The sequence below is a fragment of the Streptomyces sp. NBC_01428 genome, assembly GCF_036231965.1.
Lineage (GTDB): Bacteria > Actinomycetota > Actinomycetes > Streptomycetales > Streptomycetaceae > Streptomyces.
Genome location: NZ_CP109499.1, coordinates 5,930,410 through 5,954,124, shown reverse-complemented (window position 1 = coordinate 5,954,124; position 23,715 = coordinate 5,930,410). Strand labels below are relative to the sequence as shown.

The 23,715-nt window shown below is 72.3% G+C and carries 19 protein-coding genes; 7 read left to right on the top strand and 12 right to left on the bottom strand.

Going from position 1 to position 23,715, the window contains the following annotated elements; all coding sequences use genetic code 11:
* Nucleotides 1-13: 13 nt before the first annotated feature.
* Both OG406_RS25810 and OG406_RS25805 read left to right on the top strand, forming a co-directional pair.
* Nucleotides 14-670 (top strand): lipopolysaccharide biosynthesis protein, encoded by a 657-nt coding sequence (locus OG406_RS25810; RefSeq protein WP_081217343.1) that lies wholly within the window; start codon nucleotides 14-16, stop codon nucleotides 668-670.
* On the top strand, nucleotides 667-1,794 hold the full coding sequence (locus OG406_RS25805; protein ID WP_267050839.1) for a GNAT family N-acetyltransferase: 1,128 nt from the start codon (nucleotides 667-669) through the stop codon (nucleotides 1,792-1,794). The genes OG406_RS25810 and OG406_RS25805 overlap by 4 nt, the downstream gene beginning before the upstream one ends.
* Before the next feature lie 22 nt (nucleotides 1,795-1,816).
* Here the strand turns inward: OG406_RS25805 and OG406_RS25800 are convergent, their stop codons facing one another.
* On the bottom strand, nucleotides 1,817-3,181 hold the full coding sequence (locus OG406_RS25800) for a glycoside hydrolase family 26 protein (RefSeq protein WP_329188007.1): 1,365 nt from the start codon (nucleotides 3,179-3,181) through the stop codon (nucleotides 1,817-1,819).
* A 236-nt stretch (nucleotides 3,182-3,417) separates the two neighbouring features.
* On the opposite strand from OG406_RS25800, the gene OG406_RS25795 reads away from it, so the two are divergent.
* Together OG406_RS25795 and OG406_RS25790 are read left to right on the top strand one after the other, a co-directional pair.
* The gene (locus OG406_RS25795) at nucleotides 3,418-4,887 is read left to right on the top strand and encodes a carboxylate--amine ligase (protein ID WP_329188006.1); all 1,470 of its coding nucleotides are present in this window, start codon (nucleotides 3,418-3,420) and stop codon (nucleotides 4,885-4,887) included.
* The gene (locus tag OG406_RS25790) at nucleotides 4,887-6,158 is read left to right on the top strand and encodes an FAD-dependent oxidoreductase (RefSeq protein WP_329188004.1); all 1,272 of its coding nucleotides are present in this window, start codon (nucleotides 4,887-4,889) and stop codon (nucleotides 6,156-6,158) included. The genes OG406_RS25795 and OG406_RS25790 overlap by 1 nt, the downstream gene beginning before the upstream one ends.
* Before the next feature lie 72 nt (nucleotides 6,159-6,230).
* On the opposite strand, the gene OG406_RS25785 is transcribed toward OG406_RS25790, so the two are convergent.
* From OG406_RS25785 to OG406_RS25775, 3 genes are all read right to left on the bottom strand, one after another.
* A complete protein-coding gene (locus OG406_RS25785; protein WP_329188003.1) occupies nucleotides 6,231-7,217 on the bottom strand; it encodes a chaplin in 987 nt (328 codons plus the stop codon).
* Between the two features lie 106 nt (nucleotides 7,218-7,323).
* On the bottom strand, nucleotides 7,324-7,581 hold the full coding sequence (locus OG406_RS25780) for a chaplin (RefSeq protein WP_323179399.1): 258 nt from the start codon (nucleotides 7,579-7,581) through the stop codon (nucleotides 7,324-7,326).
* A 352-nt stretch (nucleotides 7,582-7,933) separates the two neighbouring features.
* Entirely contained in the window at nucleotides 7,934-8,350 is a 417-nt protein-coding gene (locus OG406_RS25775; RefSeq protein WP_081217349.1) for a rodlin, read from the bottom strand.
* Nucleotides 8,351-8,601: 251 nt separating this feature from the next.
* Between OG406_RS25775 and OG406_RS25770 the strand changes: the two genes are divergently transcribed.
* Nucleotides 8,602-9,015, top strand: a complete 414-nt coding sequence (locus tag OG406_RS25770) for a rodlin (protein ID WP_081217350.1) — start codon at nucleotides 8,602-8,604, stop codon at nucleotides 9,013-9,015.
* Nucleotides 9,016-9,218: 203 nt separating this feature from the next.
* Entirely contained in the window at nucleotides 9,219-9,629 is a 411-nt protein-coding gene (locus OG406_RS25765) for a rodlin (RefSeq protein WP_081217351.1), read from the top strand.
* An 85-nt stretch (nucleotides 9,630-9,714) separates the two neighbouring features.
* Here the strand turns inward: OG406_RS25765 and OG406_RS25760 are convergent, their stop codons facing one another.
* The 4 genes from OG406_RS25760 to OG406_RS25745 form a co-directional block, all read right to left on the bottom strand.
* A complete protein-coding gene (locus OG406_RS25760; RefSeq protein ID WP_267050843.1) occupies nucleotides 9,715-11,634 on the bottom strand; it encodes an AMP-dependent synthetase/ligase in 1,920 nt (639 codons plus the stop codon).
* 106 nt (nucleotides 11,635-11,740) lie between these two features.
* Nucleotides 11,741-13,357: a vWA domain-containing protein gene (locus OG406_RS25755; RefSeq protein WP_329187997.1), complete on the bottom strand. Its 1,617-nt coding sequence runs from the start codon at nucleotides 13,355-13,357 to the stop codon at nucleotides 11,741-11,743.
* 209 nt (nucleotides 13,358-13,566) lie between these two features.
* Nucleotides 13,567-14,430 (bottom strand): ABC transporter permease, encoded by an 864-nt coding sequence (locus tag OG406_RS25750; protein WP_081217354.1) that lies wholly within the window; start codon nucleotides 14,428-14,430, stop codon nucleotides 13,567-13,569.
* A complete protein-coding gene (locus OG406_RS25745; RefSeq protein WP_329187992.1) occupies nucleotides 14,427-17,111 on the bottom strand; it encodes an alpha/beta fold hydrolase in 2,685 nt (894 codons plus the stop codon). Before OG406_RS25745 ends, OG406_RS25750 begins: the two co-directional genes overlap by 4 nt.
* A 116-nt stretch (nucleotides 17,112-17,227) precedes the next feature.
* Here OG406_RS25745 and OG406_RS25740 point away from each other — a divergent pair, with 116 nt between their 5' ends.
* Complete coding sequence (locus tag OG406_RS25740; protein ID WP_081217356.1) at nucleotides 17,228-17,638, top strand: GNAT family N-acetyltransferase; 411 nt, start codon at nucleotides 17,228-17,230, stop codon at nucleotides 17,636-17,638.
* Between the two features lie 46 nt (nucleotides 17,639-17,684).
* Here OG406_RS25740 and OG406_RS25735 read toward each other — a convergent pair whose 3' ends face one another.
* From OG406_RS25735 to iolB, 4 genes are all read right to left on the bottom strand, one after another.
* Nucleotides 17,685-19,094 (bottom strand): APC family permease, encoded by a 1,410-nt coding sequence (locus tag OG406_RS25735; protein WP_329187989.1) that lies wholly within the window; start codon nucleotides 19,092-19,094, stop codon nucleotides 17,685-17,687.
* A gap of 377 nt (nucleotides 19,095-19,471) precedes the next feature.
* Complete coding sequence (gene mmsA / locus OG406_RS25730) at nucleotides 19,472-20,974, bottom strand: CoA-acylating methylmalonate-semialdehyde dehydrogenase (protein ID WP_267050846.1); 1,503 nt, start codon at nucleotides 20,972-20,974, stop codon at nucleotides 19,472-19,474.
* A gap of 14 nt (nucleotides 20,975-20,988) precedes the next feature.
* On the bottom strand, nucleotides 20,989-22,872 hold the full coding sequence (gene iolD / locus OG406_RS25725; protein WP_266848430.1) for a 3D-(3,5/4)-trihydroxycyclohexane-1,2-dione acylhydrolase (decyclizing): 1,884 nt from the start codon (nucleotides 22,870-22,872) through the stop codon (nucleotides 20,989-20,991).
* Entirely contained in the window at nucleotides 22,869-23,711 is an 843-nt protein-coding gene (iolB, locus tag OG406_RS25720) for a 5-deoxy-glucuronate isomerase (protein WP_164370575.1), read from the bottom strand. The genes iolD and iolB overlap by 4 nt, the downstream gene beginning before the upstream one ends.
* Nucleotides 23,712-23,715: the final 4 nt, after the last annotated feature.

Here is a 23,715-nt window from a genome sequence, read left to right as displayed (position 1 = left end):
GAGTGAGTTCCTCATGTCCGAAAACCTCACCAGGGGCCACCGTTCCGCGGGAACGGGCCTCGCCCGGGCGAAATCCATGCCCCCGTGGTCGCTGCTCGCCGCCGGAGCCGTGCTCGGCGGCCTGCTCGGCGGCGCGTACGGCGTGGTGAAGACCCCGACCTACACGGCGACGAGCTACGTCATCGCCGTGCCGACCGACAAGGGTGACCCGTCGGCCGCGCTCGGCTTCGCCCAGGCGTACGGCCGGGTCGCGACCCAGCTCGCGGTCCTCGGCGACGCGCAGGTGTGGGCCGGTGTCCCCGTCAGGACGCTGCAGGCGGACGTGCGGACGGCGACCTCGCCGGACGCCCCGATGGTCGCCGTGTCGGCGACCTCCTCCCGCCCCGACCGCGCCGCCGACATGGCCAACGCGGTCACGCGCTCGCTGACCCAGCACGCCAACGACAACCAGAAGGACACGCACGTCCAGCTGCTGTCGTTCTCCCGCGCGGTGAAGCCGGCCTCGGCGTCCTCCGCGTCGGCGACGGTGACCGGCCTGGTCGGCGCGAGCGCGGGTGGCCTGCTCGGCGGCCTCGTGCTGCTGGTCCGCCCCCGCCGGTCGGCCGACGCGGCCCGGCCGGCCTCCGTGCCGAGCCCCGCCACCGCCGCCGATGTGCACGGAGCGCTGTGACCGAGACGCTCCGGACCGGCGTACGGAGGGCCGCGCGAGCGGAACTCATCACCGACGAGAGGGAGTTCGCGGAGCTGGGGCCCGCCTGGGATCGCCTGTACCGCCGGTGCGGCGCCGTCACCGCGTTCCAGAGTCACGCCTGGCTGCATTCGTGGTGGCTGTCGTACGGGACACCGGGCCGGCTGCGTCTGGTGGTCGTCCGTGAGGACGGTGAGCTGCGGGCGGCCGCGCCCCTGATGCTGGTGCGCCGCCCGCTGCCCGCCCTCGTCCCGCTCGGCGGAGCCATCTCCGACTACGCGGACGTGCTCCTCGACGACGAGCAGGCCGACCGGTGGGCGGCCACGCTCACCGAGGGCCTGTCGGCCGCCGCCCGCACCGCGCTGATCGACTTCCGCGAGGTCCGTCCCGGCGGGGCGGTGGAGCGGATCTACGAGAGCTGGCGCGGCCCCCGCCGCCGGGTCGGCGACTCGCTGTGCCTGGAGCTGCCCGCCACCTCGATGGAGGAACTGGTGGGCCGGCTGCCCTCGGCCAAGGCGCAGCGCGTCCGGGCGAAGCTGCGCAAGCTCACCGCGCTCGGGGTCGAGCAACGGGTCGTGGGCCTCGACGAGGTGGACGCGGCGCTGCGTCGGCTGCTCGAACTGCACCAGTTGCAGTGGCAGGGCCGGAAGGTGACGAGCGAGCACGTGCAGGAGCGGTTCGCGGAGCATCTGGTCCGCTCGGTGGTCCCGATGGCGCGCTCCGGGGACGCGGTGGTCACCGAGTTCCGTCTCGACGGCACGGTCGTCGCCGTGGACCTCACGCTGCTGTCGCCCCGCCTGGCGGGCGGCTATCTGTACGGCGCCCATCCGCGGCTGCGCGAGCGCAAGGCGGACGTCGCGGTGATGCTGCTGAACGCGTGCTCCCGGCACACCGAGGCGGGAGGCCGCGGGACCCTGAGCCTGTTGCGCGGCGACGAACCGTACAAGCGGCACTGGCGTCCGGAGCCGGTCGTCAACCAGCGGCTGCTCCTCGCCCGCCGGTTCACCGCACCGCTGATGTCGGCGGTCGTCTGCGACGTCGCCGCGCGCCGGCGGGGCAAGGCGCTGCTGCGCAGTTGGAGGGAACGCGGTGGCGGCAGGCCCTGAACGACCCGCCGCCACCCGGGGTTCACCGGTTGCGCGACCACCAGTCGAAGCGCAGGCACAGCTTGCCGCCCATCCAGTACTCCACCCAGTCGCCCAGGTCCAGCGGCGAACAGTTCGGCGGGGGAAGGGGAACGGGCGTGACCGGCCCGGTCGGCTCGGGCTTCGGCGTCGGCTTCGGTGTCGGCTTGGGGGTCGGCTCCGGCGACGGCGGGGCCGTCGGGTCGGTCCGGCCGGACAGCGCGGCACGGTAGGCCTGGGACGCCTTCGGATTGTCCTCGCACTGCCACACGCCGTGCGGGCAGTAGTCGGTGAGGGTGTTGTACAGCGGCTTGTGCTCGTCGATCCAGCCGAGCATGCGCTTCATGTACTCCGCGTTGTCGCCGTTGCGGAACAGGCCCCATTCGGGATAGGAAATGGGCTTGCCGTGGGCCTTCGCGAAGTCGACCTGCTCCTGAAGCCCGTACGGCTCCTTCACCTGCTCGTCGAATGAGAGCCCCGACGGCTGGTCGTACGAATCCATGCCGATGATGTCGACCGTGTCGTCCCCGGGATAGCACTGTGTCCAGGGAATGCCGTCCCGGCCGCGGTTCGGGGCGAAGTCGAACTTGAATTTCTGCCCCGGCACCGCGCGCATGGTGGTGACGATCCTGTTCCAGTACTTCTTCCAGGCCTCCGGGTCGGGACCGCAGCGATGGGTGTACGTGATGCCGTTCATCTCCCAGCCGAGCACGATGACGGTGTCCGGCACCTTCAGCTCGACGAGACGCTCGGCGAGCGCGCGGAAATGGCTGTCGAACGCTCCGGAGGAGGCCTCGGCGAGCAGGCTCCTGACCTCGTCGTCGGAGACCCGGTCCTCGTTGCGCTCCATCATCGGGACGTTGAGGACGAGCATCCGGTCGGCCTGGTCACGACGCCAGTCCGCCCAGGCGTCCAGGAACCCGGGCGCGCCCTCGATGTTGCTCCAGCGGTCACCGGGCAGATACGTGTGCCCGACGCGCAGTTCGGTCCCGCCCAGCCACTCGCTGAGCTGGGCGATCCGCGCGATACCCCTGGCGCCGTAGTCCAGGTAGGCGCCGAAGGCGGGCTGCCGGGCCGCGGGTTGCGCGGTGGGCGCGGGTGTCGCGCCGGCCGCCGCGGGCTTGCCGGACGCGGCGTGCGCGCCGACCGGCGGGCTGGGGACCGGGGGCGGGGTCTGGGTCCCGCCGGTGGGCGGGGAGGCCGCGGGCGGTGCCACCACCGTGGGCGTAGGAGCCGGCGGATCGCCGACCCGACCCACCCCGGCGCCCACGGCGTATCCCGGACCCGACGCGAGTGCGACCGACGTGACGATGCCGGCCGCGACGAACGCCAGCCTTCTGTTCCGGGGCCGATGCTGCTGTGGGGCCATGCCTGCTCCTCTCTCCCTCTTGTTTCTCGGATTTACGTATCCGATTACTGACACTCAGTCATACGAATACCCATTCCGCCAACCGAGGCCCCTGCCTCCGCAGCTGATGATCACTCGCACGGGTGACCCACCCGCTCGCGCGTCCATCACCGAACGTCCGGGCCCGTTCCCGAAAACGCCCCTGAAGCGTTCCCCACCCCTACAACGACCCCGTCGCCGATCCGAAGGAAAAGCCTGTGCAGATTCTCGACACCCGGGTCCCCGCCGTTCTGTTGCGCATCGACCGGAATCCCTTTCACCACGGAACTCTGGGAGCCGTGCGCTCACTCGGCAGGGCCGGTGTGGAGGTTCACGTCGTCGCCGACTCGGAGGGAAGTCCCGTCCGCAGATCGCGCTTCGTGTGCGAGATGCACCCCCCGCCGCCGCCGGGTTCCTCCACCGCGGACATCGCCGCGGTGTTGCGCCGAGTGGCCGCGCGGGTCTCCCGGCCGGCGGTGCTGGTCCCGATGGATGACGCGAGCGCGCTGGCGGTGGGCCGCATGGGCGAGGACCTCGCCGGCGGGTACCTGTTGCCGCAGCAGCCGGGCCGCCTGGCCGAACGCGTCGCCGACAAGGCCGAACTGGCCGCCGTCTGCGCGAGCGTGGGTGTTCCGCACCCGGTGACCCTGATCCCGGAGAGCCCGGCACAGGCCGCCGCCGCGGCCTGGCAGCTGGGGCTGCCGGTGATGGCCAAGTGGAGCCGTCCGTGGCTGATCCCGGCCGGGACCGGACTGCGCAGCACCGTCGTGGTGCGCTCCGCACGGGAGGCACAGGACCTCTATCTGCGCGGCGCGGAGGCGGGCAGCCCGCTGCTGCTCCAGGCGTTCCTGCCGCCGGGGCCCGACCGGGACTGGTTCTTCCACGGATACGTCGGCCGGTCTGGGACCACGCACGGCGGCGGCGCGGGCCGCAAGCACCTGTCCTGGCCGCGCGGTGCGGGCCTCACGGCGGTCGGCCGCTGGACGCCCAACCCCGAGTTGGAGACGCTGGTCGAACGGCTCACCACGGCTCTCGGCTACCGGGGCATCTTCGACCTCGACTTCCGCAGGGACGGCACGACGGGCCGCTACCACCTGCTCGACTTCAACCCCCGCCCCGGCGCCCAGTTCCGGCTCTTCGAGGACGGCGGCGGCCTGGACGTCGTCCGCGCCCTGCATCTGGATCTGACCCACCGTCGGATCCCCGAACCGGAGCCGCTTCCGGGCCGCGCGTTCGTCGTGGAGAACTACGCGCCGCTCGGCGCCCTGCGTCCGCGTCCGCGCCCGGCGGGGCGCGAACTCGCCTGGCACGCGCCGGACGACCCCGCGCCGGGCCGGGCGATGTGGAGCCTGTGGACCCGGCACGTGCCGCGCCGGCTGACCCAGCGCGCCGCCCGTCTGCTGTCCGGACCGGCCGCGTCACAGGAGTCGGACGACGCGACGGCCGGTGGAGCGCCGGGGCTGGAGGCGGCGGTGACCGAGGCGCTCGAAGAGGTCGCGCTGCCCGTGGAGGGGCCCGTCGTCCCAGGCCCGGACCCGACGGTCGTCCGCCCGCGCGGCGAAGCCGTCGCCCGCCCCGGCACCAGGACCGTACCCGCGCCCGCTCCCCCGCCCGCCCCGTCGGCCGACGCGCCGGCCGGCTCCCTTGCCGACTCCCTTGCCGACGACGAGAAAGCGAGCAGCCACTGATGTACGACCTCCTGGTGGTGGGAGCCGGACCCTACGGCCTGTCCATCGCGTCCCACGCCGCGGCCGCCGGGCTGAGCCTGCGCGTCCTCGGCCGTCCCATGTCCTCCTGGCGGGACCACATGCCCGCCGGCATGTTCCTGAAGTCGGAGCCGTGGGCGTCGAACCTCTCCGACCCGGAGGGCCGCTGGCGCCTGGAGACGTACTGCGCGGGCCGCGGTGTGACGGCCCGGCACGGCGAGCCGATCCCGGTCGGGATGTTCGCGTCCTACGGGCTGTGGTTCGCCCGCAACGCCGTGCCGCACGTCGACGAACGCACGGTCGTCCGCGTCCGGGCCTGCGCCGGCGGCTTCGAGGCGCTGATCGACGACGGCGAGGTGCTGCGCGCCAGGACGGTCGCCCTGGCCGTCGGCGTCACGCCCTTCGTCGAGGTGCCGCCCGTGCTGCGCGACCTCGGCCCCGAGCAGGTGTCGCACAGCAGCCACCACGGCGATCTCTCCCGCTTCCGCGACCGTCACGTCACGGTGATCGGGGGCGGCCAGGCCGCCCTGGAGACGGCGGCGCTCCTTGCCGAACAGGGCACCCGGGTGCGGGTGCTGGCCCGCGCGGGCCGGCTGAACTGGAACGACGTGCCGCCTGCCCGGGACCGGCCGTGGTGGCGGGCGGCCCGTGCCCCGCACAGCGGTCTCGGCTGCGGCTGGCGCAACTGGTTCTACGCCGAGCGCCCCGGCCTCTTCCGACGGCTCCCGGAACCCACCCGGACCCGGATCGCGGCGACCGCGCTGGGGCCCGCGGGCGCCTGGTGGGTGCGCGACCGCGTCGAACCCGTCGTCGAGCTGATGCTGGGTCACGAGGTCACGTCGGCCTACGCGTCGGGGATCGGCCTGCGCGTCGAGACGGTGGACTTGGACGGCACACCGACCTGTCTGGAGACCGACCACATCATCGCGGCCACCGGCTTCCGGGGCCGGCGCGACCGGCTCGGGCTGCTCGCCGACGAACTCCGGGCGGGCGTGGCCGCCCTGCCCGACGGCTCCCCCGCCATCGGCAGGGACTTCGAGTCCTCTGTGCCGGGGCTGTTCATGGCCGGTCTGGTCACGGCGTCCTCGTTCGGACCCGCCATGCGTTTCGTGCAGGGTGCCGGCTTCACCGCGGACACGCTCGTGCGGGGCGTACGGCGCCGGCTGCGCGCGGAGCCGGGCGGCGCACGGGTTCCGGCGCCCGCGTCCCGTCTGCCGAGGGGATCCGACGAGGAACTCGGCGCCCGGAGCTGACCGACGGGCCCGGGGTCCGGGGGCACGAAGGTCCGGGGCCGGACGCGTCACCGCGTCCGGCTCCCGGTGGTGTCAGGGACGCGAGGCGACCCGGCTCCGCCGGTACATCACCGTGCCGCCGGCGAGCAGGAACAGGCTGACGGCCGCGGTCTCCGCCAGTCCCGCGCCGCCGGTCTCCGCCAGCGCGGCCGGGGGCGTGGACCGGTGGTGTGCCGGGGCGGGCGGCGCGGGCGGCTGCTCGTGGACCGTGGGCGGCGGGGTGTACGAGACGGGCGTGAACGGCGTCTCGGTGGGCGGGTGTTCGTGGGTCCGCGGGGGCGTGACGGGCGGGGTGCAGTCCTCGTCCGGGGTGGAGCCGTAGCCTCCCGGGGTGTGCTGGTGACCGCACTCGTTGCCGAACACCGGGTTCCCGATGCCGATCACGTCGACGGTGTCGCCGCACAGCTCGACCGGGACATCCACGGGGGCACCGGCGTGGTTGCCGGAGAACACGCCCGGCGAGTCGTGGGCAGCGCCGTGCGCGGACGAGCCACCGTGACCCCCGTGGTGACCGTGTCCGCCGTAGCCGGAGTCCCCGTACCCCGAGTCCCCATAGCCGGAGTCCCCATAGCCGGAGTCGCCGTAGCCGGAGTCGCCGTACCCGGAGTGACCGTGGCCCGAGTCCCCGTAGCCGGAGCCTCCGTGGCCGCCGCCGTACGCTCCGCCGCCGTGACCGCCGCCCGAGTGGCCGGAGCCCCCATGGCCGGAGCCGCCGTGGCCGGAGCCGGTGTCCTGCTGGGCGGGGATGCGCGGTGCGGCGTGCCTGCCGTGCGAACCCGACGGGTTGGCGCAGGAGTTGCCGAAGGCGGGGTTGAGCGCCGCGACCACGTCGACCGTGTTGCCGCAGGCGTTCAGCGGCACGTTCACCGGGACCTGGACGTTGTTGCCCGACGCGACGCCCGGCGAGCCCGAGGCGGCCGACACCGCGCCGGAGTCGGCGAAGGCCGGGCTGGCGTACAGGGACATGATGCTTGTCGCGGCCGCTGCCACGACCACTCCCCTACTCAGGTTCTGTCGCACTCTTGTTTTCTTCCTGCTGGTAGAAGTGAGGAAGCCGGCCTCGGGCCGCACTGCGGTCCAAGGCCGGCCGTGGCACAGCCGGGGGCGGCTGAGGTGCCGGGAAGCGTCAGTCGTTGACGCAGGTGTTGCCGAACGCCGGGTTCAGCAGGGCGATCACGTTGATCGAGTTGCCGCACACGTTGACGGGGATGTGGATGGGAACCTGGATCACGTTGCCCGAGAGGACACCGGGAGAGTGGACGGCGGCACCCTCGGCACCCGCGTCCGCGAAGGCCGGGGCAGCCATGCCCAGGGCCATGATCGCGCCGGCGACGACAGCAGCGCTCTTCTTGTGCTTCACGTGCTTTCCCTTCTCTGCGGTCATGCCCCTTTGTCGGCCGAGACCGAGCGAGCACAACTTGAACGGCTCGCACCATGACCTGCAGGCTGTAAACGAGGGACGGACGACCGAAGAAACTGCGGAGCGCGCGCCGCTTGGTAATTCACTCGAATCGCCCTGAGCGGACGGTACGCGCGAACGGCCACAGCAGGAGAAACGCTTCTTTCGGGAGTGCGGCGAAGAAGAAGCGTTTCCCTGGAAAGGGGGGAACGGTTTCCCGCGGGGTGTTCACGCACCGGGAATTCCGACAGGAAAATCCGTCACGGTACGGGCGGGAACGCGGAGCGGGCCCGGGCCGCGCGTCGGACGGAGCGCGCGACCCGGGCCCGGCCGGGGGTCAGCTGCCGAGGGAGCCGTTGCCCGACAGGACCGGGATGTTGTCCGCGATGTGCGACAGCGGCTCGTCACCCTTGCCCTGGGTGGAGTTCTCGGCGCACTGCTGGTTCTGCGGCGCGGAGAGGACCGGCACGTCCTGAAGGGCGGTGACCGGGACGAGGACGCCGACGAGCGAACCCGCGTTGACCTTGACCGGAACACCGAGGCAGAGCTTGTTCAGCGAGCCCTGCACGAGCGAGGCCTGCGGGCTCAGGTCGCCCTTGGCGACGGAGTTGCCGTACGACTGCTCGGCACCGTTCCCGTTGGTGGTGGTGACACCGTCGTCGTTGCCGACGGCCAGCGCCTGCGGGGCGGCCGCCGCCGAGACACCGACGACGGAAGCCGCGACAGCAGCCACGGCCATTGCCTTCTTGAGCATTTCTCCGGGTTCCTTTCCTGCCTGTGACACATATTCCTGCTCCCACATCAACCGGAGCCGGCCGGATTGGTTCCGCGGCGTCACCCGAACGGACTGTTCACCCCGTCCGAATTCACGGAACCTCTGGCCCGAGCACGTGACGTTCATGCCGTGCATATGGGCCATTGGGGTGAATCGCAGCAACTATGCGGGCCGGGTCCAGTTGTCCAGGTCGCTCCGGTGGACGGGGTTACTCCAGAAGGGATCAGCAAGTGATCAAGAAGGTTATGGCTGCTGCGGCGATCGCCGCTTCCGTCGTCGGAGCCACGGCTGCCGCCGCGCCGCAGGCGCTGGCCATCGGCAACGACGGTGGTGTCACCACCACCCAGGGCAACGGCGCCGCGCAGATCTACGGCAACCAGGCCACGTACGGCAACATGAGCCCGCAGATGGCGCTCATCCAGGGCTCGCTGAACAAGCCCTGCATCGGCCTGCCCGCGAAGGCCAACCTCGCCTCGCTCGTCGGCCTCGTGCCGGTCACCGTGGCCCAGGACGTGCCGATCCTCTCGGCCCCGCAGAACCAGCAGTGCACCGAGAACTCCACCCAGGCCAAGGGCGACGAGCCGCTGTCGCACATCCTGGACAACATCCCGGTCCTGTCGGGCAACGGCTCCCTCGGCAGCTGACCCGTCACCGCGTACAGCGGGCCGCCCGCACCTTTGGCGGCCCGCTGCCGCTGTCACCTCCACGACGACAGCGGCGGTGACGTCCGGCCCCGGAAACTTCCCGTGGGCCATTCGGGGTACACCCCGCAACCGCACCATCCGCAGCACTGTTGATCATGACGCGGCTCCGCTCGGAGTCCGCTCTCCGAAAGGGCAAAACCACCATGAAGAAGCTCTGGGCGACCGCGGCCATTGCCGCTTCCATCGCCGGTGTCTCGGCTGCCGCCGCCCCCCAGGCGCTCGCCATCGGCAACGATGACGGCGTCACCACCACGAACGGCAACGGCTCCGTCCAGAAGTACGGCAACCAGGCCACGCACGGCGACATGAGCCCCCAGCTCTCGCTCGTGCAGGGCTCGCTGAACAAGCCCTGTGTCGGCCTGCCCGTCAAGGCCAACCTGGCCTCGCTCGTCGGCCTGGTCCCGGTCACCGTCCTCCAGGACGTGCCGATCCTCTCCGCGCCGCAGAACCAGCAGTGCACCGAGAACTCCACCCAGGCCAAGGGCGACGAGCCGCTGTCGCACATCCTGGACAACATCCCGGTCCTGTCGGGCAACGGCTCGGCCGGCAGCTGATCACCCTCAGCTCCGCGGACAGCGGGTCGCTCTTCGGAGCGGCCCGCTGTTCCCGTGTCCGGGGGCGGGTGGGCCGGGCGGCCCGTCAGTTCCCGTAGAGCGCCTCGATGTCGGCCGCGTACGCCGACGTCACCGCGTGCCGCTTCACCTTCAGGGACGGCGTGAGCAGGCCGTTGTCCTCGGTGAACTCCCCCTCCACCAGGGCGAAGGCGCGGATCGACTCGGCGCGGGAGACGGCCGCGTTGGCGTGGTCCACCGCCTTCTGGACGTCGGCCCGCATCCGGGGGTCGGTCACGAGGTCCGCGAGCGGGGTGTCCGCCGGGAGTCCGCGGACGTCGAGCCAGTGCGCGACGGCCTCCGGGTCGAGGGTGACGAGGGCCGCGACGAACGGCCGGTTGTCGCCGACGACGAGGCACTGGCCTACGGGGGCACGGCTGCGCAGCCGGTCCTCCAGCACGGCGGGAGAGACGTTCTTGCCGCCCGTGGTGATGAGGATGTCCTTCTTGCGGCCCGTGATCGTCAGGTATCCGTCCTGGTCCAGGGCGCCGAGGTCGCCGGTGGCGAACCAGTCGTCGGTCAGGGCGGCGTCGGTGGCCGCCGGGTTGTTCCAGTAGGCGCCGAAGACCACTCCGCCCTTGATGAGCACCTCGCCGTCGTCGGCGATCCGGACGGTGGTGCCCGGGACCGGCAGCCCGACCGTGCCGGGGCGCGGGCCGAGCGGTGGGACGACGGTGGCGGCGGCGGTCGTCTCGGTGAGGCCGTAGCCCTCGTAGACGAGGATTCCGGCGGCGTAGAAGAACAGGTTGAGGTCGCGGTCGAGCGGGGAGCCGCCGCTGATGGCGTAGTGCGCGCGGCCGCCGATCTCCTTGCGGACACGGCGGTAGACCAGCAGGTCGTAGAGCGCCCAGGCGGCGTAGAGGCCGATACCGGGACCCTTGCCGGTGCCGAGGAACTTGTTCAGGTACGCCGCTCCGAAGCGCACGGCCACGCGGTCTGCGCGGTCGAAGGAGGCGGCGCGGCCCATCTTCTCGGCGGTGGCGCGGCCGGTGGCGTGGATCTTCTCGAAGAGGTACGGCACGCCGACCAGGAAGGTGGGCCGGAACTCCTTGAGCGCGGGCCGGAGTTCGTCGGGCTTGATGCTCGGGCAGTGGCCCACCTCGATGCGGGCCATCAGGCAGGCGATCTGCAGGCTGCGGCCCATGATGTGGGCGAGCGGCAGGAAGAGGAGCGTGGACGCGGTCTGGCCGGTGACCTCCTTGAAGAGGGGGTGCAGCAGCTCGACGGTGTTGGCGGCCTCGGCGTGCAGGTTGGCGTGGGTGAGGACGCAGCCCTTGGGCCGGCCGGTGGTCCCGGAGGTGTAGCAGATCGTCGCGACCGTGTCGGGGGTGAGCGCGGCCCGGCGTTTGACGACCTCCTCGTCGGTGATGTCCCGTCCCAGCGAGGCGAGTTCACCGAGGGCGTCGGCGTCGAGCTGCCAGAGGCGCGGCGGTTCGGGGTGACCGGCGGTGCCGGTGGTCACGGTGTCCGCGTTGCCGGGGGTCTCGACGATCACGAAGCGGGCGCCGGAGTCCCGGACGATCCACTCCACCTGCTCGGCGGAGGAGGTCGCGTAGACGGGGACGGTCTGGCCGCCGGCCGCCCAGATCGCGAAGTCCAGGACCGTCCACTCGTAGCGGGTACGGGACATCACGGCGACCCGGCCGCCCGGTTCGAGGCCGGCCGCGATCAACCCCTTGGCCGTGTCGGTGACTTCACGGGCGAAGGCGGTGGCGGTCACCGGGGTCCACGCGCCGGCTCCGGGGCGGCGCAGGACGATCGCGCCGGGGGCCTCGGCCGCGTTGGTGAACGGCAGATCGGCCGTGCTCCCGGTGGTGGGAGCCGGTGCCAGACGGGCGGTACGTGCCTCGCGGACCGTACCGCTCTCGTCCCTGACCAGCTCCACCCGACTCGTGCTCGGCAGGCCCGCACGCCGCTTCGCCCGCTTCAGATCCTTGCGTACGCCCATCACGGCTCCCGGTCGCAGGGTCCTTACTCCCGGGTCAACTTACTCGCGCGTAACAGAAATTCAATGGGTCGCGCACGATCAGTTCCCGCCCGGGGTTCCGGTGGGGCTACCGGAGGCAGTCCGGGTCGCAGACGTTCAGGTCGTCGGCTTGGCCGATGGCGGTGGCGAGGGCCTCGACGTCCTTGTCGTCGGTGGCGCGCGCCAGATCGCGGGTGCGGGAGGCCAGTTCACCGAGCGGGCGTCCGCCGGGCAGGGCGCTCCAGCGCGCGTCGCCCGAGCGGAGGGCGTCGGCGAAGTAGGCGGCCACGGCGGTGATCTGGAAGGCGGGCGGGGCGGCCCAGACGTCGGCGCGGAGCGAGCCGGTCCCCAGCCGGCCGGAGTTCTCGTGCGGCGTGCGGCTGTCGGGGTCGAGCCAGCGGACGGTCGCGGTGGCGAGCCGGCCGGAGGCGCCGGGGCGGGTGCGGACGGCGTAGAGCGCGGTGACGGTGTGGCCGGGGCCGACCTCGCCGCCGTCCACCCGGTCGTCGCGGAAGTCGTCGTCGGCGACCTTGCGGTTGTCGTAGCCGATCAGGCGGAACTGTTCGACCGTCTCGGGGTCGAAGGCGACCTGTGCCTTGGCGTCGCGGGCCGTGAGGTCGATGTTCTGCGGGAGCTGGTCGCAGAAGACGGTGTAGGCGTCGTCGCGGCTGGAGACGTAGGTCGTGTGGCCGTCGCCCTTGTCGGCGAGGCGTTCCATGAGGGCGTCGCCGTACTCGCTGCCGACCCCGACGCCGAAGAGGGTGATGCCGTGCTCGCGGCGGGCGGAGGAGATCCGTTCGAGGATGCTGTCGGCGTCGGTGTCGCCGGTGTTGGCGAGGGCGTCGGAGACGAGGACGACGCGGTTGGTGGCGCCCTTGCGCAGGCCTTCGACGGCGGTCGCGTAGCCGGTGCGCACGCCCGCCCCGAGGTTGGTCGAGTCGGTCGGTTCCAGGCGGTCGATCGCCTTGTGGACGCGGTCGCGGTGGTCGCCGAGCCGGGTCATCGGCAGGACGGTCTCGGCCTCGTCGCTGAAGGTGACCAGGGCGACCGAGTCGTCGTCGCGCAGCCGGTCGGTCATCACGTCGAGGGAGGCGCGGGCCAGGTCGAGGCGGCCGGGTTCGGACATGGAGCCCGAGATGTCGATGACGAAGGTGAGGGCGGCGGGCGGGCGGTGGCTCTCGGTCTCGGCGGCCCGGGTGGCGAGGCCGACGCGGACGAGGGACCAGCGTGCGTCGTCGGTGCGGGCTCCGTCGACGGTGACGGAGAAGCCGTCGCCCTCGGGGCGTTCGTAGTCCTGGCGGAAGCTGTTGACGAACTCCTCGGGGCGGATCGTCGACGGGTCCGGGGCGCGGCCGTTCGCGAGGGAGCGGCGGGCGTAGCCGTACGATGCGGTGTCGACGTCGAGGGCGAAGGTGGAGAGGTAGTCGGCCGAGGGGGTGGCGTCGGGGGCGCCCGACTGTTCGCCCTCCTGGTCGCGTTCGGCGCTCCCGCCGGTCGGCCGACCGGGGAGCGGGATGTCGTGACGGGAGGCCTTGCTGCCGTCGGAGGAGTTGTCGCCGCTGCCCGCGCCGCACCCGCTGAGCAGGACGGCGCCCGCGGCGGCGAGGGCGAGCAGCGGGACACTCGGGCGTCGGCGGCCCGTCCTCCGGGCGCCACCGGTCCCGCTGCCTGCGCCGTCCGCCGTGCGTATGTGGTTCTTCCCCATCCGTGCCCCCTCGGTCGTACGGCCCTGGTGTGGCCCGACGTGTGTGACTGTGACGCCGGAGGGGGCCCGGACGAGCGCTCAGGAGCGTTGCGGAAGCGTCTCGAACCGGCCACGGCGGCGGGGTTTCGAGACCGGTGGGTGATCTTCCGGAGACCTGGGGGTGTCGTCGGCCGCCGCCGGGTCCGGCCCGGCGGCGGCCGACGACACCGCTACGACACGATGTCCTTGTGCCGGAAGCCGCGGAAGGCCAGGGCGAACAGGACGAGCGCGTACGTCACGGAGATCGCCGTGCCCTGGATCATGCCGCCCCACTCCGGGGTGGGCTGGACGGCGTCGGCCCAGGCGAACTGCCAGTGCGCGGGCAGGAAGTCGCGCCAGTGGCCGAGGGCGGTGACCGCGTCCAGGACGTTGCCCACGATGGTCAGGCCGACCGCGCCGCCGACCGCGCCGAGCGGGGCGTCGGTCTTCGTCGACAGCCAGAACGCGAGCCCGGCGGTGACCAGTTGGGACACGAAGACGTACGCGATGACGACGAGCAGGCGCTGGGTGGCCACGCCCGGGGAGAGCGCGCCGCCGGTCGGGATCTCCAGCGGTCCCCAGCCGTACGCGGCGGTGCCGACGGCGAGGGCGACGACCGGCAGCAGGATCATCGCGGCGAGGCTGAGGCCGAGCGCCACGGTGAGCTTGGACCACAGCAGGCGCGTTCTCGGCACGGGGGCCGCCAGCAGATAGCGCAGGGAGGACCAGCTCGCCTCCGAGGCGATGGTGTCGCCGCAGAACAGGGCGACCGGGATCACCAGGAGGAAGCCGGCGGAGACGAACAGGTTCACTGCGGCGAAGTTGGCGCCGGACGCGGTGGCCGTGTCCATCAGGGTGACCTGGCCGTTGCGCCCGCCCGGCTCGCCGCCGATCGCGAACGCCGCGACGAGGACGAAGGGCAGCAGCGCGAGGATCGCGCCCATCACCAGGGTGCGGCGGCGCTTGAGCTGGCGGAGCAGTTCCACGCGCAGCGGCAGGGTGCGGCGCGCCCGGTACCCGTCCGCCGTCTCGGTGCGCTCGACGAGCGTGCTCATGCGGAGCCTCCGATGAGGGTGAGGAACGCGTCTTCCAGCCGGCGGTGGGGTCCCACCGCCGCCACCGGCACGTCGAGGCGCACGAGTTCGGCGACGAGCCGCTGCGCGCTGCCGTCGGCGCCGAGGCGGACGAGCAGTCCGTCCTCGGTGGCGAGGGCCGACACGACGCCCGGGAGGGCGCCGACCTTCTCGACGACGGGTGCGTCGACGGGTGCCGCGGTGCCGACGAGCAGGGTGTCGCCGGAGCCGATGATCTCCGAGACGGGGCCGGCCTGGACGAGCCGGCCGCGGTCCATGACCACCAGGTGGGTGCAGGACTGCTCGACCTCGGCGAGGAGGTGGCTGGACACGATGACGGTGCGGCCCGCGGCGGCGTACCGGATCATCACCCCGCGCATCTCGCGGATCTGCGGCGGGTCGAGGCCGTTGGTCGGTTCGTCGAGGATCAGCAGGTCCGGGAGGCCGAGCATGGCCTGCGCGATGGCGAGGCGCTGGCGCATGCCCTGGGAGTAGGTGCGCACGGCGCGGGCCAGCGCGTCGCCGAGGCCGGCGATCTCCAGGGCCTCTTCGAGGTGGGCGTCCTCGGGGGGCCGGCCGGTGGCCTGCCAGTACAGCTCCAGGTTCTCCCGGCCGGAGAGGTGCGGGAGGAAGCCGGCGCCCTCGACGAACGCGCCGACCCGGGAGAGGACGGGGGCGCCGGGGCGGATGGCGTGCCCGAAGACGCGGATCTCGCCGTCGTCGGGCTTGATGAGGCCCATCAGCATGCGCAGGGTGGTCGTCTTGCCCGCGCCGTTCGGCCCGAGCAGGCCGAGGACCTGGCCCTTCTCCACCCGGAACGACAGATCGCGCACGGCGTACCGGTCGGCCGACTTCGCGTAGCGCTTGCTCAGGTCGGTGATCTGGAGCGGGACCTCGGCGAGCGCGGGGTCGGGCGCCGGCGCGGTGGTGCGGCGGCGGCCGGTGACCAGCAGGGCCAGCGCGGCGAGCGCGCCGGCGACCGGCAGCCACCACACCCACGAGGGGAGCGGCGCGGCGGCGGTCGTCACGCCGGGTGCCGTGGGCACCTGGAGGCCGCTCTTCACCGCGACGGTGTACGTGGCCGGGGCGACCGGAGAGGCGTAGCCCAGGTCGGTCGAGGCGAGGACCAGGCGGAGCCGGTGGCCCTTCTGCACCTCGTGGTCGACGGCGGGCAGGGTGAGGCGGACGTCCTTGCCGGACTTCGCGCCCTCCACCCGCACGGGGGTGACGAGTTGGGAGGGCAGCACCTGGCGCCTGCCGTCCGGGCCGACGTCGTAGACCTTGCCGAAGAGGACGGCGTCGTCGCTGCTCGACTTCACGTGCACCGTGACCGTGGGCGAGCCGGTGACGCGCAGGTCGTCCCGGAAGGGCGCGGACTGGAAGTGGGCGTACTGGCCGGGGAAGTCGATGCCGATGCCGACGCCGAGGGAGGAGAGCTGGGTGAGGCCTCCCGAGTCGCCGAGCCCGGGCAGGGCGGAGATGGCGGGCGGGCTGGCGCCTGCCGGATTCTGGAACGTCTGCTCCCGGCCGGTCAGTGCGACGGTGCGGCGGCCGCTCTCCAGTCCGGGGTAGCGGTCGGCGCTCGCGCCGCGGAGCAGGGCGGCGCCGTCGGTGGAGTCGATGCCTCCGGTGCGGGTGACACGGAAGGCGGGGCCGGTGTCGGCGCCCTTGTCGTCCTTCAGGTAGCGGTCGAACCAGGAGGCGGCACGGGAGCTGACGCGGTCCGCCTCCATGTCGCCGCCGTCGTGCCCGCCGGAGATCCAGTCGACCTTCACGGGTGCGCGGTTGGCGCGGAGCGCCTTCACCATCGCGTCGGCCTGGCCGAGCGGGAAGAGCGAGTCCGTCTGGCCCTGCGCGATGAGGGTGGGCACCTTGATGCGGGAGGCGACGGCCTCGGGGCTGCGCTCCTGGAGGAGCTTCTTGGCCGCCGCGTCCGGTTTTCCGGACTCCGCGACCCGGTTGTACATCGCGCACAGCTCGGCCTCGAACCGCTGGCAGCCGCCGCCGGAGTTGATGAAGAGGCCGGCCCAGACCTTCTTGAACACGCCGTTCGGGAAGAGGGCGTCGGCGAGGTTCCAGTACGTGATGGACGGGGCGATGGCGTCGACGCGCGGGTCGTGCGCGGCGGTCAGCAGGGAGACGGCCCCGCCGTAGGAGGCGCCGGCCATGCCCACGCGCGGGTCGCCGGCCTTGTCGAGCCGGACCTCGGGGCGCTCGGCCAGCCAGTCGATGAGCCGGGAGGCGTCGGCGACCTCGCCCCGCGCGTCGTTCAGTCCGATCCTGCCGTTGGACCGGCCGAAGCCGCGGGCCGACCAGGTCAGCACCGCGTACCCGTCGCGGGCGAGCTTCTCGGCCTCGCCGCGGACGTCCGCCTTGCTGCCGCCGAAGCCGTGGGCGAGGAGGACGGCGGGGCGGCGCTGCGCGGACGGGCCGGTGGTGAAGTACGAGGTGTCGATCCGCACTCCGCCGCCCATGGACATCATCCGGTCGCTGCGGTGCACGCCCTGCGGGTCGTCGGAGGCGACGGCCGTCCAGGTGCCCGCGCCGGCGAGCACCACGAGGGCCGCGCCGGCGGCCGCCCACCTCCAGCGGGCGCGCGCGTCCGTCCGGGCGGGCAGGCGTCCCCGGCGCGGCAGACGCGGCCGGGGCAGTCGAAGATCCATGCCTCAACGGTACGGGTGCCCACGGACATCCGGGGCAGCCGCCCGGCTGAACCCGGGCCCCTCCCACGGGAGTACGGTACGGCCCCCGTGTACCGCGTCCGTGGTACGAACGGGCCATGGACCTGCGCCGCGCGACCACCGTGCCGGAACTGACCGCCGCCGAGTACCTCTTCGACAACCCCGTGCGTCCGGAGTGGGCGCGGCGGTTCCTGGAGACCCAGGGGCACCACCTGTTCCTGGCCTACGAGGGTGACGATCCCGTCGGCTTCGTCAGCGGCGTCGAGACGGTCCACCCGGACAAGGGCACCGAGATGTTCCTGTACGAGCTGGCGGTGGCGGAGCCCTTCCGGCGGCGCGGGATCGGGCGGGCGCTGGTCCGTGAACTCGCCTCCCTGGCACGGGAACGCGGCTGCTACGGGATGTGGGTGGGCGTGGACACCGGGAACGACGTCGCCCTTGCCGTGTACCGCAGCGCGGACGGCAAGGACGACGGGACGTGCACGGTGGTGACGTGGGACTTCGGCTGAGCCCGGCGGCCCGTCCGGTCTGAGGCCGGGCGGGCAGGGGCCCCGGTCAGACCTGCTCGTCCTCCGGGATCGACACCAGCCAGCGGGTGTCGCGGCGCGGGCGCAGATAGAAGGCCCAGTACAGGGTGGCGACCGCCGTGATGCCGCCGGTCCACAGCAGGTAGACCGTTTCCTGCTGGGTCAGGATGTAGGCGAGGACCGCGATCAGCAGGACCGGGACGGCGGGCCACAGGGGCATCCGCCAGGCGGGGGTGTGGCGGTGGTGGCCGCGCCGGGCGAGCAGCGCGGCGACCGCGACGAGCAGGTACATCGCCGTCACGGAGACGCCCGTCACGCCGTACAGCGTGTCCAGGTTGACGAAGCAGAGGGCCGCGCCGGGGACGCCGACCAGGAGGGTGGCGACCCAGGGGGAGCCGAAGCGGCCGAGCCGGGACAGGCCCTTGTTGACCGGGCCGGGCCACGCCTTGTCACGGGCCGAGGCGAACAGGACGCGGGAGTTCTGGATGACCATGACGATGCCCGCGTTGATGATCGCGAGGGCCACGCAGAGGCTCACGAAGGTGCCGACGGCGGAGTTGGACCAGGCCGTGACCATGGTGCTGATGTCGCCGCCGGTGAGGGCGGACAGGTCGGGGGCGCCCATGGTGATGGCGATCACCGGGACCAGGATGATGACGGTGGAGATGGCGAGCGTGGCGAGGACCGTGCGGGCGACGTTGCGGCGCGGGTTCTCCAGCTCCTCGGAGAGGTAGACGGCGGTCGAGAAGCCCTGGGTGATGAACAGGGCGATGGCGAGTCCGGAGACGACGAGCATGGCCGTCACGGTGTCCGTGTGGCCGCCGGAGCCGGAGACCTGCAGGGAGACGAGACTGCCGGCGCCGCGCTCGCTGTGTGCGAAGCCGAGGACGGCGACGACGCCCGCGGCGATGACCTCGAGGACGAGGAAGATGCCGGTGATCCAGGCGTTGGCGCGCAGGTCGAGCAGGCCCGCGAGGGTGGCCAGGAGCATCACCCCGGCGCCGGCGATCGAGGGGTTCAGATGCACGAGGGGCGCCAGGTAGTCAGCGGTGCCCATGGCGATCACCGGCGGCACGATCATGACGACCAGCAGGGAGAGCACGAAGACCAGCCAGCCCGCGAGGCGTCCGGCCAGCGTGGAGACCATGGCGTACTCGCCGCCGGCGCTGGGGATGAGGGTGCCCAGCTCCGAGTAGCAGAACGCCACGGCGATACAGAGCACGGAGCCGATCGCGATGGTGAGCGCGGTGGCCGTGCCGAGGGACGAGAAGAGGTCGGGGACCACGACGAACAGCGTCGACGCGGGTGTCACGCACGAGAGCGTCAGCAGGGTCCCGCCGACGATGCCGATGGAGCGCTTGAGCTTCTGGGGGTTCCCGGTCGTCGTGAGGGCGGCGTCCGGGGCGGCGGTCTCGACAGGGCGGAGCGTGTCGGTCATGAAGGCGGTTCCGATCGACTCGTGCGTCAGGTGGTTCGGGCGGGAGCGTTATCGCCTCCGGCGGCTCGTGTCGTACGTCTCTTCGTCCGCTCCCGCGTTGATGGAACCTTGACGGAAACCGTTGCGTCAATGGCCGTTTACCTGCGGAATCCGCAACCGTAAAGCGACGGACGTCACATCACTTTCTGAGGCTCGGACGCTCTGGCACATCAATCAACAAGCCCTTGTGAAATGTGACCATGCTTTCGAAGGCAGCCACGACAGATACCCTGCGCCACCCGGTTCCTCCCCCCTCTACGGGAATCGTTGCGGGCGCGTCAAAAAAAGATGAAGCCGTCCGCTATGCGGACGGCTTCATCGGGGGGGTTCCGTGGGGCTCAGTGGTTGCGCGGGAAGCCCAGGTCGACGCCTGTCGGAGCCTCGGAGGGGTCCGGCCAGCGGGTGGTGACGACCTTGCCGCGGGTGTAGAAGTGTGTGCCGTCGTTGCCGTAGATGTGGTGGTCCCCGAAGAGGGAGTCCTTCCAGCCACCGAAGGAGTGGTAGCCGACCGGCACCGGGATCGGCACGTTCACGCCGACCATGCCCGCCTCCACCTCCAGCTGGAAGCGGCGGGCGGCGCCGCCGTCCCGGGTGAAGATCGCGGTGCCGTTGCCGAAGGGGGACGCGTTGATCAGCGCCACACCCTCCTCGTAGGTGTCCACCCGCAGCACGCACAGCACCGGGCCGAAGATCTCGTCCTTGTACGCGTCCGCCGTCACCGGCACCCGGTCCAGGAGCGAGAGGCCGATCCAGTGGCCGTCCTCGTGGCCCTCCACGGTGTAGCCCGTGCCGTCGAGGACGACCTCGGAACCCTGGGCGGCGGCGCCCGTCACGTACGAGGCGACCTTGTCGCGGTGGGCGGCGGTGATCAGCGGGCCCATCTCGGACGCCGGGTCGTTGCCGGGACCGATCTTGATCTTCTCGGCGCGCTCGCGGATCTTGGCCACCAGCTCGTCACCGATGGAGCCGACCGCCACGACCGCGGAGATCGCCATGCAGCGCTCGCCGGCCGAGCCGTAGGCGGCGGAGACGGCGGCGTCGGCGGCCGCGTCCAGGTCGGCGTCCGGCAGGACCAGCATGTGGTTCTTGGCGCCGCCCAGGGCCTGCACGCGCTTGTGGTTCGCGGCGGCGGTGGTGTGGATGTGGCGGGCGATCGGCGTCGAGCCCACGAAGGACACGGCCGCGACGTCCGGGTGCTCCAGGAGGCGGTCGACGGCGGTCTTGTCACCGTGCACGACGTTGAAGACGCCCTCGGGCAGGCCGGCCTCGGCGAGCAGCTCGGCGATCTTCATCGCGGCCGACGGGTCCTTCTCGGAGGGCTTGAGGACGAAGGTGTTGCCGCACGCGATGGCGATCGGGAACATCCACATCGGCACCATGGCCGGGAAGTTGAACGGGGTGATGCCCACCACGACGCCGAGCGACTGGCGGATCGAGGACACGTCGACCCGGGAGGCCACCTCGGTCGACAGCTCACCCTTCAGCTGCACGGTGATCCCGCACGCCAGGTCGACGATCTCCAGGCCGCGCGCGACCTCGCCGAGCGCGTCCGAGTGGACCTTGCCGTGCTCTGCGGTGATCAGCGCGGCGATGTCGTCGCGGTGGGCGTCGAGCAGCGCGCGGAACCTGAAGAGGATCGTGGTCCGCTTGGCCAGCGACGAGGTGCCCCAGGTCGCGTAGGCCTCCTTGGCCGCGGCGACCGCGGCGTCGACCTCGTCGACGCTCGCGAACGCGACCCGCGTGGTCACGGCCCCGGTCGCCGGGTCCGTGACCGGCCCGTACGTACCCGAGACACCTTCGACTGGCTTGCCACCGATCCAGTGGTCGACGGTCTTCGTCATGGCCAAAAACTCCTTCACAGATGGCGGCGTCGGGCGGCGACGTGCCGGTCGTACTCCTCGCGGGCCGCCACCGCCGACGATCGGGTCGCGGTCTCGGCCACAGGTACATCCCACCAGGCCTGGGCCGGGGGCGCGCCCGACACTGTGTCTGCCGTTTCGGTCTCCACGTAGACACAAGTGGGAGTGTCCGCGGCGCGCGCCGCGGCGAGGGCGGTCCGCAGGTCACGCACGGTCTTCGCGCGCAGAACCCGCATGCCCAGGCTGGCCGCGTTGGCCGCGAGATCGACCGGCAGCGGCGCCCCGGTGAACGTACGGTCCGCAGCGCGGTGGCGGTAGGCCGTGCCGTACCGCTCGGCGCCCACCGAGGCGGAGAGGCCGCCGATCGACGCGTACCCGTGGTTCTGCAGGACGACCACCTTGATGGCGACGCCCTCCTGGACGGCGGTGACGATCTCGGTCGGATTCATCAGATACGTGCCGTCCCCCACCAGCGCCCACACGGGCCGGTCGGGGGCCGCCATCCGGACGCCGATCGCGGCCGGGATCTCGTAGCCCATGCACGAGTACCCGTACTCGACGTGGTACTGGTCCCGCGACCGCGCCCGCCACAGTTTGTGCAGGTCGCCGGGGAGCGAGCCGGCCGCGTTGATCAGGATGTCGTCCTCGGTGACCAGCTCGTCGAGGACGCCCAGGACCTGTGGCTGGGTGGGCCGGATGTCGATGTCCTCGGCCTCGTAGGCCGCGTCGACGCGGTACTCCCAGCGCTCCTTGTCGTCCGTGTACTCGGTGACGTAGGCGGGCTCGACGCGGTGCCGGTGGGGCAGCAGCGCCCCGGTGAGGGCCTCCAGGCCCGCGCGCGCGTCGGCGATCAGCGGGAGGCCGGAGAGCTTGTGACCGTCGTAGGCGGCGATGTTGAGGTTGAGGAAGCGGACGCCGGTGGCGCCGAACAGGGTGCCCGAGGCGGTCGTGAAGTCGGTGTAGCGGGTGCCGACGCCGATCACCAGGTCGGCGGTGCGGGCCAGCTCGTCGGCGGTCGCCGTGCCGGTGTGCCCGATGCCGCCGACGTCCTGCGGGTGGTCCCAGCGCAGCGAACCCTTGCCCGCCTGGGTGGAGGCCACCGGTATGCGGGTGGCGGAGGCCAGTTCGGCGAGGGCCTCCTCGGCGCGGCTGTGGTGGACCCCGCCGCCGGCGACGATCAGCGGACGCCGGGCGCCCCGGACCGCGGCGACGGCGGCGGCCAGCTCACCGGGGTCGGCACCCGGGCGCCGCACGGTCCAGGTCCGCTCGGCGAAGAACTCCTCCGGCCAGTCGTACGCCTCGGCCTGCACGTCCTGCGGCAGCGCGAGCGTGACCGCGCCCGTGTCGACGGGGTCGGTGAGCACGCGCATCGCCTGGAGCGCCGCCGGGATCAGCGCCTCGGGGCGGGTGATCCGGTCGAAGTACCTCGACACCGGGCGCAGACAGTCGTTGACGGACACGTCCCCGGCGAAGGGGACCTCCAGCTGCTGGAGCACCGGGTCGGCGGGGCGGGTGGCGAAGACGTCGCCGGGCAGCAGCAGGACGGGCAGGTGGTTGACCGTGGCGAGGGCGGCACCGGTGACGAGGTTGGTGGCGCCGGGGCCGATGGAGGTGGTCACGGCGTGCGTGGCGAGCCGGCCGCTCTGCCGGGCGTAGCCGACCGCCGCGTGCACCATGGCCTGTTCGTTGCGGCCCTGGTGGTAGGGCATCACGTCCGCGTACTCGACGAGTGCCTGACCGATCCCGGCGACGTTCCCGTGCCCGAAGATGCCCCAGGTGGCGCCGATCAACCGCTGTCGCGCGCCGTCCCGTTCGGTGTGCTGGGCGGCCAGGAACCGCACCAGCGCCTGCGCGACCGTCAGCCTCGTCGTCGAGGTCATCGGTATCCCCCTGTGCTCTCTTCGTGTCCGGGGTGGAAGCGGATCCGCCACTGCCTGTCCCGGCCCGGCCCGGCCATGACGTTCAGGTAGTACATGGCGTGGCCGGGCTGGGCGACGGACGGACCGTGCCATCCGTCGGGGACGAGGACGGCATCGCCGGTGCGGACCTCGGCGAGGACGTCCGAACCGCCCTCACGGGAAGGGAATACGCGCTGATAGCCGAAACCGTTCGGGCCCTCGATCTCGAAGTAGTAGATCTCCTCCAGCCGGGACTCGACGCCGGGCACGTCCTCGTCGTGCTTGTGCGGCGGGTACGAGGACCAGTTGCCGCCGGGGGTGATCACCTCGACGGCGATGAGCCGGTCGCACGCGAAGACGTCCGCGGCGGCGAAGTTGCGCACCTGGCGGGCGCAGCCGCCGCTGCCGCGGTGCTCGACGGGAACCTCCGGCGCGGGGCCGTAGCGGGCGGGGAGTCTGCGCTCGCACTTCGCTCCTGCCAGGGCGAAGCGGCCTCCCACGCCGGAGGCGATGTGGGCCAGGGCGTCACGGGGCACGTACGCGAAGTCGGTGACTCCGTCGAACACGCCCTCTCTGCCCAGGAGATGGAACTCTTGCTCGTCCATGCCGTCCTTGGTGCGCACCGTGCAGCCACCGGCGAGCGGGAGCACGATCCACTCGCTGTCGCCGGTGGTGAAGGTATGGGTACCCCCTGGTGCCAGTTCCACGATCCGCAGGGCGCTGTGGGTCCAGCCGGCCCGCGCGGGGTCGATGTCGAGCGCGTAGTGCGCGTCGGCGGCGGTGCCTCTCGGCACGTGCAGCCCGGCGCCCGGACCGCTCATGCGC